The organism is Methylobacterium sp. E-025, assembly GCF_022829705.1.
Lineage (GTDB): Bacteria > Pseudomonadota > Alphaproteobacteria > Rhizobiales > Beijerinckiaceae > Methylobacterium.
Genome location: NZ_JAKSYR010000144.1, coordinates 1 through 1,879, shown reverse-complemented (window position 1 = coordinate 1,879; position 1,879 = coordinate 1). Strand labels below are relative to the sequence as shown.

5 protein-coding genes are annotated in these 1,879 nt (G+C 61.6%); 3 read left to right on the top strand and 2 right to left on the bottom strand.

The annotated features are described in order from the left end of the window. Window positions 1-399 (top strand): hypothetical protein (locus MKK64_RS21860; protein ID WP_243937282.1); only part of this gene is annotated, 399 nt, incomplete at its 5' end. A gap of 5 nt (window positions 400-404) precedes the next feature. Here the strand turns inward: MKK64_RS21860 and MKK64_RS21855 are convergent. Then, on the bottom strand, window positions 405-713 hold the full coding sequence (locus tag MKK64_RS21855; RefSeq protein WP_243937280.1) for a DUF3761 domain-containing protein: 309 nt from the start codon (window positions 711-713) through the stop codon (window positions 405-407). Window positions 714-718: 5 nt separating this feature from the next. Continuing rightward, the gene (locus MKK64_RS21850; protein WP_243937277.1) at window positions 719-979 is read right to left on the bottom strand and encodes a hypothetical protein; all 261 of its coding nucleotides are present in this window, start codon (window positions 977-979) and stop codon (window positions 719-721) included. Window positions 980-1,156: 177 nt separating this feature from the next. On the opposite strand from MKK64_RS21850, the gene MKK64_RS21845 reads away from it, so the two are divergent. After that, window positions 1,157-1,312 carry a hypothetical protein gene (locus MKK64_RS21845; RefSeq protein WP_243934306.1) on the top strand — a complete coding sequence of 52 codons (156 nt, stop codon included), beginning with the start codon at window positions 1,157-1,159 and terminating at the stop codon, window positions 1,310-1,312. A gap of 369 nt (window positions 1,313-1,681) precedes the next feature. Further along, window positions 1,682-1,879: recombinase family protein (locus MKK64_RS21840; RefSeq protein WP_243932014.1), on the top strand; the 198-nt coding region annotated here is incomplete at its 3' end.

Genomic DNA, 1,879 nt, shown 5'->3' with positions numbered 1-1,879 from the left:
GCCGCCAAGCAGGCTGGCACGCTGAACGGGCAGAAGTGGAACGACTTCCGGAAGGCTGAGTGCGGGGCACCAGCTGACACGCCCACAACCCCCACCGCGAACCCATTCTCACCGAACGCAGCTTCGCCCGCAGCCCCGGCTCCGGCTCCGGCGCCCACCACGACGGCAACGAGATCAGCACCGACACCGCGGTCTTCGGTGACGGGGTCCGCTGTGTTCCCGAGGGCGGTCGATCCGAAGTATGCGAGCGAGTCGGCCGGCAAGGGGCGGATGCACACCTGCCTGGATCAGTACAATGCCAACAAGGCTGCTGCTGGCGGTGCGGGCAACGGCGGGATGAAATGGATCGAGAAGGGTGGCGGGTACTACTCGGTCTGCAACAAGGGGCTGAAAAGCTAGCGCCCCTACCTGACCCAACTCGCTACCCCTCCGTGCCGTGAGCACGTCCCGCGATGGGTATGGCTGAAGCTCCACGTGCCATCACGGCAATGAGCGGATGCTCCCTCGGGTTTCGAGCCATCACGGGTATGAGCCGGTTGATGGACCGTCGAGCCATCGCAGCTGTGATAATGGCCGTGACGGTCGAGGCTGCTCTCGTTCGGCTCCCTGAACTCGCGACTCGCCACAGTGAATGGCGAGACGGCGAGGATGCAGCCTACAAGCGCAAACCTAAACCAGACGGCTGAGAACAAGCGGCTTCCAGATTGCTGCATGCGGTTCAGTGATCCGCGCCGCGGGTGCCGGTCGCACCAGTGTAGGAGTTGACGTTGCCGCGGGTGCCATAGTTGTCGAGTTGCGTCCCATTTGGGTTCGTCGAATGATGAGGTGCAACGTAGGTGCCATTAGATCTCGTGTAGCCAGAGACTGAGTGGCTACTGCTACTGGAGCCTGTGCCGCTCATACCGTGGCCGCCTCCGCCGCGTGCTTCCGCGCTGATCGTCGAAAGCAATAGAGCGGTTAGAATGATCAATGTCTTCATGGCGTTTCCTCCTCTTTGTTGACGGGGAAATCAGCATGGAGGCGAAGCGCGGTCTACCGTTCTGGAAGGTGCGGATCGGGATATAACCTCAGTGTGATATCTAAACTACAGATAGGCGCAATGTGCATCCTTAGGGTGTCAGGGCGGCGGCATCAGTTCGCCCATGGGAGAACGCCTATGAAGAAAACGCTCGCGACGGCATTCGTCGCCCTGATCACGCTTGGTGTCTTCGCCTCGGCCGATGCTGAAGCCCGCGGCCGGACTGGCAGCCACCGGGTTGGTGGTCACGGCAGCCATGGCAAGGGCAGCCACTATGTCGGAGGTCATCGGTGAAAAAGATCGTTCTTGCTCTCGCCCTGACCCTCGTCACGGGTGGTACGGCCTTGGCCCAGAGCTGTCAGCACGACAGCGATCGGGCGTCCGACGGCTCACGCTGCGGTCATCGCTCATCGGACTCCCGTTCCGGCGGGCGCTGAAGCACACAGCGGAGCGCGCTACTACGTTGTGCGCTTCGTTGCCGACCCCTGCCTTGGCACCGTCGCGACGTTATCAAACGCGATGCTAAAAGCGTCGGATAAACGAACGTTTTTCCGACGAGAAGGTAGAGCGGCTCCTTGACTGCTCACCGCAGCCGGATTTCTGTCGGGAAAATATGACGGGTTTTCTATTGCGGATAAAACGCACCTGAATCACTATCCCGACATGCTCGTCGGATATGCCCGCGTCTCCACGCTCGACCAGAACCTCGACCTCCAGCGCGATGCGCTGACCAAGGCCGGGTGCGAGAAGCTGTTCGAGGAGAAGAAGTCCGGCAAGGCCGGGACCAAGCGGCCTGAGTTCGAGGCGGCGCTCGCCTACCTGCGACCCACCGACGTGCTGGTGGTGTGGAAGCTCGATCGG

Excerpts from the sequence above, each read along its gene's own strand:
- MKK64_RS21855 (WP_243937280.1), bottom strand. The coding sequence starts at position 713 with ATGCAGCAATCTGGAAGCCGCTTGTTCTCAGCCGTCTGGTTTAGGTTT.
- MKK64_RS21845 (WP_243934306.1), top strand. The coding sequence starts at position 1,157 with ATGAAGAAAACGCTCGCGACGGCATTCGTCGCCCTGATCACGCTTGGT.
- MKK64_RS21850 (WP_243937277.1), bottom strand. The coding sequence starts at position 979 with ATGAAGACATTGATCATTCTAACCGCTCTATTGCTTTCGACGATCAGC.